Annotated in this window: 4 protein-coding genes; 3 read left to right on the top strand and 1 reads right to left on the bottom strand. The window is 68.6% G+C overall.

The window, feature by feature from the left end; translation table 11 throughout:
* Positions 1-387 precede the first annotated feature (387 nt).
* Positions 388-2,457 (top strand): S9 family peptidase, encoded by a 2,070-nt coding sequence (locus ABZX22_RS38940; protein ID WP_354920056.1) that lies wholly within the window; start codon positions 388-390, stop codon positions 2,455-2,457.
* The gene (mgrA, locus tag ABZX22_RS38935; RefSeq protein ID WP_354920053.1) at positions 2,454-3,449 is read left to right on the top strand and encodes an L-glyceraldehyde 3-phosphate reductase; all 996 of its coding nucleotides are present in this window, start codon (positions 2,454-2,456) and stop codon (positions 3,447-3,449) included. Before ABZX22_RS38940 ends, mgrA begins: the two co-directional genes overlap by 4 nt.
* 10 nt (positions 3,450-3,459) lie before the next feature.
* On the opposite strand, the gene ABZX22_RS38930 is transcribed toward mgrA, so the two are convergent.
* The gene (locus ABZX22_RS38930) at positions 3,460-5,838 is read right to left on the bottom strand and encodes a lysylphosphatidylglycerol synthase transmembrane domain-containing protein (RefSeq protein ID WP_354920050.1); all 2,379 of its coding nucleotides are present in this window, start codon (positions 5,836-5,838) and stop codon (positions 3,460-3,462) included.
* A 210-nt stretch (positions 5,839-6,048) separates the two neighbouring features.
* Between ABZX22_RS38930 and ABZX22_RS38925 the strand changes: the two genes are divergently transcribed.
* A complete protein-coding gene (locus ABZX22_RS38925; protein ID WP_354920048.1) occupies positions 6,049-7,356 on the top strand; it encodes a M28 family metallopeptidase in 1,308 nt (435 codons plus the stop codon).
* Positions 7,357-7,439 lie beyond the last annotated feature (83 nt).

The raw sequence follows: 7,439 nt of genomic DNA, 5'->3' as shown, positions 1-7,439 counted from the left end.
ATCACATAATGCATTTGACGAGGTGTTGCATGATATTTTCATGCACTGGCTTTTAACACACTGTTGAGTTCTCAAGAAACGGACGCGTTCACCGTTAACCACCCGGCCGCACTCGCTTCGTTCGTTGTGTCATAATTTTACCGTTTCGTCCGACTTGCTGTCAAACCGGGCGAACCAGCTACAATCTCGACCACCCCGCTTCCGGGGCAACCCCTCTAACTTACCAGCCCTTCGACCGTTTCACAAACCGATCTTCGGAACCGCTGCGTCAGTGGGGTTTGCCGGCCCTGGCGGTCTTGCCACTAGGTGGTTGCGCCGCGCCGCGCCGACTCCTCAAGATTAGCAGCGCTCCCGACCACTCGAGACGCGAAACGTAGACTCGGCGAGGTGAGCAGCCACATCCCGCCTCTGGCGAAGAAGGTTCCGAGCGAGCGCACCCATCACGGCGACACCGTGATCGACGAATACGCGTGGCTCACCAATAAGGAAGACCCTGACACGATCGCCTATCTCCAGCAGGAGAACGACTATCTCAAGCAGGAGACCACCCACCTCGACGAGCTCCAGGAGCAGGTCTTCCAGGAGATCAAGGGGCGCACGCAGGAGACCGACCTGTCGGTTCCCAGCCGCAAGGGCGCCTGGTGGTACTTCTCGCGCACCCAGGAGGGCAAGCAGTACGGCATCTCCTGCAGGGTGCCCGCCGACGGCGACACCCCTCCGGAGGTCACCACCGACGCCACGCTCCCCGGCGAGCAGGTCCTGCTGGACGGCAACGAGCTGGCGGGCGACAACGACTTCTTCTCGATCGGCACCAGCGCCGTCACTCCGGACGGCAAGCTCCTCGCCTACTCCACCGACTACAAGGGCGACGAGCGGTTCACGCTGACGTTCAAGGACCTGGAGACGGGTGAGAAGCTCGCCGACGAGATCAGCGGCGTCTTCTACGGCGGCGCCTGGTCGGCCGACGGCACCACGTTCTTCTACACCAGGGTGGACGACGCCTGGCGCCCCTACCAGGTCCACCGCCACGTCCTCGGCACCGACGCCGCCGACGACGTGCTGGTCTACGAGGAGTCCGACGAGCGCTTCTGGGTCGGCATCGGCCTGACGCGCAGCGAGAAGTACCTCGTCCTGGGCGCCGGCAGCAAGATCACCAGCGAGGTCCGGATCCTCGACGCCGAGGACCCGACCGGCGAGTTCAGGGTCGTGCGCCCCCGCGTCACGGGCGTCGAGTACGGCGTCGAGCACGCCGGCGACCGCTTCTTCGTCCTCCACAACGAGCACGCGGAGAACTTCGAGCTCGCCACCGCGCCGCTCGACGACCCCGGGTCGTGGACGCCGCTCATCCCGCATCGCGAGGACACCCGCCTGCTGGAGATCGACGCGTTCGCCACCCACGCCGTCGTCCACTTCCGCCGCAGCGGCCTGACCGGCATCCGCGTCCTGCCCTACCCCCTGGAGGGTGGGCAGAGCGAGCCCTACGAGATCGAGTTCCCCGAGCCCCTCTACGACGTGGCGCCCGCGGGCAACCCCGAGTTCGCCACCGAACGGCTGCGCCTCGGCTACACCAGCATGGTGACCCCGCCGAGCGTCTACGACTACGACCTCGAGACGCGGCGGCTGATCCTCCTCAAGCAGCGCCCCGTGCTCGGCGGCTACGACCCCTCCGACTACGAGCAGTTCAGGGAGTGGGCGACCGCGGACGACGGCACCAAGGTGCCGATCTCGATCGTGAAGCGGAAGGACGCCGCCAGGCCCGCCCCCACCCTCCTGTACGGCTACGGCAGCTACGAGACCTCGATGGACCCGAGCTTCTCCGTCGCCAGGCTCAGCCTCCTCGACCGCGGTTTCGCCTTCGCGATCGCGCACGTGAGGGGTGGCGGCGAGATGGGCCGCCGGTGGTACGAGGAGGGCAAGCTCACCAGGAAGAAGAACACCTTCACCGACTTCGTGGCCGCCGCGCGGCACCTCAAGGCGTCCGGCTGGAGCGAGCGGATCGTCGCCAGGGGCGGTTCGGCGGGCGGCCTGCTGATGGGCGCGGTGGCCAACCTGGCCCCGGAGGAGTTCGCCGGCGTGGTGGCCGAGGTGCCGTTCGTCGACGCGCTCAACACCATCCTCGACCCGTCGCTGCCGCTGACCGTCATCGAGTGGGACGAGTGGGGCGACCCGCTGCACAACGCCGACGTCTACGCCTACATGAAGGGGTACTCCCCCTACGAGAACGTCGCGGCGACGACCTACCCGCCGATCCTGGCGATCACCAGCCTGAACGACACCAGGGTGCTCTACCACGAGCCCGCCAAGTGGATCGCACGGCTGCGGGCGACCGCGCAGGGCGGGCCGTTCCTGCTGAAGACGGAGATGGGCGCGGGTCACGGCGGCCGCAGCGGTCGCTACGACGCGTGGAAGGAGGAGGCGTTCGCGCTGTCCTGGATCATCGAGAGGGGAACCCGGTGAGCTACGCGGCGGCCGATGACCGCTACGAGAAGATGCCCTACGTCCGCAGCGGCCGGAGCGGGCTCAGGCTGCCCCAGGTCTCGCTCGGCCTGTGGCACAACTTCGGCGACGACCGGCCGATCGAGATCTCGCGTGCCATCCTGCGCAGCGCCTTCGACCGCGGGGTGACCCACTTCGACCTGGCCAACAACTACGGCGTGCCGTACGGCTCGGCGGAGCGCAACTTCGGTGCCGTCTTCGCCCAGGACTTCCGCCCCTACCGCGACGAACTGGTCATCTCGACCAAGGCCGGCTACGACATGTGGCCGGGCCCCTATGGGGAGTGGGGGTCGCGCAAGTACGTGCTGGCCAGTCTCGACCAGTCGCTGCGGCGGATGGGCCTGGAGTACGTCGACATCTTCTACAGCCACCGTCCCGATCCGGAGACGCCGCTGGAGGAGACGATGGGCGCGCTGGACACGGCGGTGCGCTCGGGCAGGGCGCTGTACGCGGGCATCTCCAACTACTCGGCCGAGCAGACCACGCAGGCGGCGCGGATCATGCGGGAGCTGGGCACGCCGCTGCTGATCCACCAGCCGTCGTACTCGATGATCAACAGGTGGATCGAGGACGGGCTGCTGGACACGCTGGAGGACGAGGGGATCGGCTGCATCGTCTACTCCCCGCTGGCCCAGGGGCTGCTGACCGACCGCTACCTGGAGGGCGTGCCGGCCGGTTCGCGGGCGGCGACGAGCAGGTTCCTGTCGGCGGACCGGATCGACCGCGAGCTGGCGCGCGACCTCAACGAGATCGCGAGCGCGCGCGGCCAGTCGCTGGCGCAGATGGCGCTGTCGTGGGTGCTGAGGGACCCGCGGGTGACCAGCGTGCTGATCGGGGCGAGCAGCGTGGGCCAGCTGGAGGCCAACCTGGCGGCGGTGGACGGGCCGGCGTTCACGGAGGACGAGCTCGAGCAGATCGACAAGATCACGGGCTTCGCCTCGACCGCGTCGTGACGACCACCGATCACAGAGCCTCGTGCCGCTGGAGGTAGGTGAAGGCGGCCCAGCCGGGTAGCACCGGCAGCCAGAAGGTGAGCAGCCGGTACAGCAGCACCGCGGAGGTCGCGTACTCCGCGGGCACTCCGGCCACCGTCAGGCCGACGGCGAGCGACGCCTCGACCGCGCCCAGACCGCCAGGGGTGGGCGCGGCCGAGCCGATCGCGTTGGCGGTGAGGTACACGACGGCGACGGTGGTGAAACTGGTGTCGCCGCCGAAGGCGCGCACGCAGCCGTAGAGGCAGACCACGAACGCCAGCGACAGGCAGATGATGCCGCCGAAACCTTCGGTGATCTTGCGGGGTGACTGGAGGACGTCGAGCAGGCGCGGCACGACGTTGGCGAACAGCGAGCGCAGCCGCTTGGTGATGATCCTGCGCAGGGGCGGCACACCGAGCACGACCACCATGAGGACGGCGACGGCGAGCACGACGGCGAGCAGCCCCCGCGAGGGTGTGAACGACGTGGTCGCGCTCGACCCGGTGATGTAGGCGAACAGCAGCAGCAGCCCGATGTGGCTGGCCAGGCCGATGACCTGGGAGGCGCCGATGCTGGCCACCGCCAGCGCCGGCGGCACCCCGCGCTTCTGCAGGTAGCGCGTGTTGATCGCGACGCCGCCCACCGCGGGCGGGGTGACCAGCTTGACGAAGGACGAGGCGAACTGCACGAGCACGGTACGGCCGAGCGGCAGCGGCTCGGGCACGAACCCTCTGATCATGAGCGCGGCGGCGACGAAGCTGAGCCCGGCGGCGGCAAACGCGAGGACGCCCCACTCCCACTTGGCCGTGGTGATGACCTGGAGCAGGTTGACCTTGCTGAGCTGCGAGAGCAGGAAGTAGGCGGCCAGGGTGCTGGCGATGATCGTGACGAGGGTGCGCGGCCGGAACCGCTCCAGCCGTACCTCTTCGACCTCGGCCTGCGGCGTCAGCGCCTCGATCTGCTCCCTGATGGCCGGCAGCAGCTCCTTCTGCTTGTTCAGCGCGGCCCTGGTCTGCCTGGTCAGCGCGATGCGCTGGAGCAGGGGGAGCGCGCTGACGAGCGCGTCGTTGCCGAGCACGGAGGCGGCGGCCTTGACCGAGCGCTCGGGCCCGACACGGAGCGCCAGGTAGGTCAGCAACTGCGCGATGTCGATGCGGAGCAGCAGGTCGCCCGCCGCGACCTCGCCGCTGCGCGGGTCGGTGAGGACGACGTGGCCGTCGCGGTCGAGGTGGATGCTGTCGCCGGTGAGCCGCCGGTGGGCCAGGCGCTGCATCCGCAGGAGCAGCACCTGCTCCCAGATCTGGGCCAGCAGGTCGTCGTCGAGCTCGCTGTCCTTGACGTCGTCGAGGGGGCGGGTCTCCAGGTGCTCGTAGGCGAGGAGGGCGGCCTCGGTGCCGATCTCGCTGGTGCCGAGCAGGCGCGGGGTGTTGGCGCCCGCCGCCTGGGTCGCGTAGGCCATGAGCGCCTCGCGTTCGAGCTCGGCGCGGAGCGAGCGGATGGCCCGGCGCCTGGTCTCGGAGTGGAGCCTGATGCGCCGCCACAGCCGGTACGGCAGGCCGGCCACCTGGCGGTCGCGGTCGAGCACGGTGACGTCGAGGCTGGTGCCGTCGGACAGGCCGACGGCGTAGCGGCGGCTGCCCTGGTGGTCGTCGTCGATCCGCCTGGCGGAGACGGGCGAGAAGGACAGCTTGCGCAGCGCGGAGATGACGGCGTTGCCCGGCGGGCGGGTGTTGGGGCTGCCGACGCCGTAGAGGGTGCCGTAGCCGACGGCCATGCCGAACAGGACGGTCACGATGGCGCTCGGCAGCGTGATCTGCTTGCCGGTGAACAGCGCGAAGATCGACAGCGCGGTCACCGTCCACATGAGCGCCCGCCATGTGGGGCGTCTGGAGATGCGGACGGCGGTGGCGTAGGCGATCACGGAGCTGAGCAGCGCGTTGAGCGGTTCGAGGTCGCGGCCGCCGGTCAGCAGGGTCGCCAGGTCGCCGGGGCCGTTGGTGACCAGCCACTGGCCGATCAGGTAGGAGCCGGCCATGCCGATGATGGCGGCGATCAGGCCTTCGGCGACGCGCAGTCCGTCACGGTGGAAGACCCGTTCGACGGCGAACGCGGCGGGCACGACCAGGACGGCCGCGCCGCTCAGGAAGGTGGCGATACGGGTCAGGAGGGCGGGCGCGCGGTCGGTGCCCTGGGTGACGTCCTGTTCGAGGCCGATGAGCGTCTGCTGGGCCACGAGCATGAGCAGGATGACCGCGGTGAGCGTGAGCAGGGTGGCCAGGAAGCGGAGCGCGTCGGACGGGCGGCGCAGCCGCTGCGGCAGCAGTGGTTCGACGACGAACACGGCCGGTTCGTCGCGCGCCTCAGACACGACTGGACGCTCCTTCACGGAGTCCGCCGATTTCTCGCTTTCCCTGATGTCTGCCACCGACAGCGATTCTGCACCTTTCCCGGGTGACCGTGCGATCTCCAGCTTCCAGTGTCCGTCCACCCCACTGCGGCCACTGCCCCGGGTAACGTCTCTACCAGCAACGACGTGCCTTGCCATACCCGGTGGTGAAAGCTTGCCACTCTGTGCGGCATGATCACCCATTTGCTCGTCGCCTTCGCTGTGGCCCTGCCCGGCGCCCCTCTCGCCGAAGATGTACAGATCGCCAACATTCTCGGCCATCTGCGAGCATTCCAGGCAATCGCCGACGCCCACGGCGGTAACAGAGCGGCGGGAACTCCAGGCTATGACGCTTCGGCCGACTATGTGGCGGCGCGCCTGCGTGAGGCGGGATACGACGTCGAGCAGCAATTCTTTCAATTCGATCACTACCGGGAACTGTTCCCGGCCCGGCTGGTGGCGGACGGAAAGGATGTCGGAAAGATCACAACACTGTCCTTTTCGGCGAGTGGCGACGTCACCGGCCGCCCCCAACCGGCGGGAACGGGCTGCCTGAACGCCGACTTCACCGATTTCCCCGCGGGCGGGGTCGCGGTGGTCGACAGGGGTGGCTGCACGTTCGCCGCCAAGGCGGCCAACGCCACGGCGGCGGGCGCGGGCGCGCTGGTGGTCGTCAACCAGGGTGGCACGTTCGCCGGCAGCACGGGTGCTCCTCAGCGCATTCCCGTGGTGGGCGTCGACGCGACGACCGGCATGGAGGTGGCGGACGCCCGGCAGCTGCGGGTGGCGACCAGCACCGACACGACGCGTCAGATCACGAGCAACGTGATCGCGCAGACGAAGGGCGGCGCGTCCGACGACGTGGTGATGGTCGGCGCCCATCTCGACTCGGTACGGCAGGGCCCCGGCATCAACGACAACGGCTCGGGCAGCGCGGCCGTCCTGGAGGTCGCCCTGAAGATGGCCGCCTACCAGCCCGACCGGGCGATCCGCTTCGCCTGGTGGGGCGCCGAGGAGCTGGGACTGCTCGGATCCACGTACTACGTGAGCTCCCTCTCACCGGAGGAGCGCGAGAAGGTCAAGATGTACCTGAACTTCGACATGATCGCCTCGCCCAACCACACGTTCGGGATCTACGACGGCGACGACTCCGACGGGGTGGGCGAGGGCCCGGGACCGGAGGGGTCGGCCGAGATCGAGCAGGAGTTCGTGCGGTTCTTCGCGGAGCGCGGCCTGCCGTACAAGGGGACCGACTTCAGCGGGCGCTCGGACTACGGGCCGTTCGTCGGCGTCGGAATACCGGCGGGCGGGCTGTTCACCGGCGCCGAGACGGAGAAGACCGAGCGGGAGGCGAAGCTGTTCGGGGGGCAGGCGGGTGCCCCGATGGACACGTGCTACCACCAGGCCTGCGACACCACGCAGAACATCGACGCGCACGCGCTGGAGGTGTCCGCCGACGCGATGGCGACGGTGATCACCGAGTTGGCCTGGCGTCGATAACGAAATGCATTCGGGATCTTTCCGATAAAGGGTCGCCAATATACCTTTCCGAGCATGCACTTAGCCGTCGAGGACAAGCATTT

The organism is Nonomuraea sp. NPDC003804 (assembly GCF_040610675.1).
Taxonomy (GTDB): domain Bacteria; phylum Actinomycetota; class Actinomycetes; order Streptosporangiales; family Streptosporangiaceae; genus Nonomuraea.
This window is presented reverse-complemented; position numbering and strand designations above follow the sequence as displayed.

What these genes read in the sequence shown, in the direction of transcription:
- ABZX22_RS38925 (WP_354920048.1), top strand. Translation starts at nt 6,049, where the DNA reads ATGATCACCCATTTGCTCGTCGCCTTCGCTGTGGCCCTGCCCGGCGCC.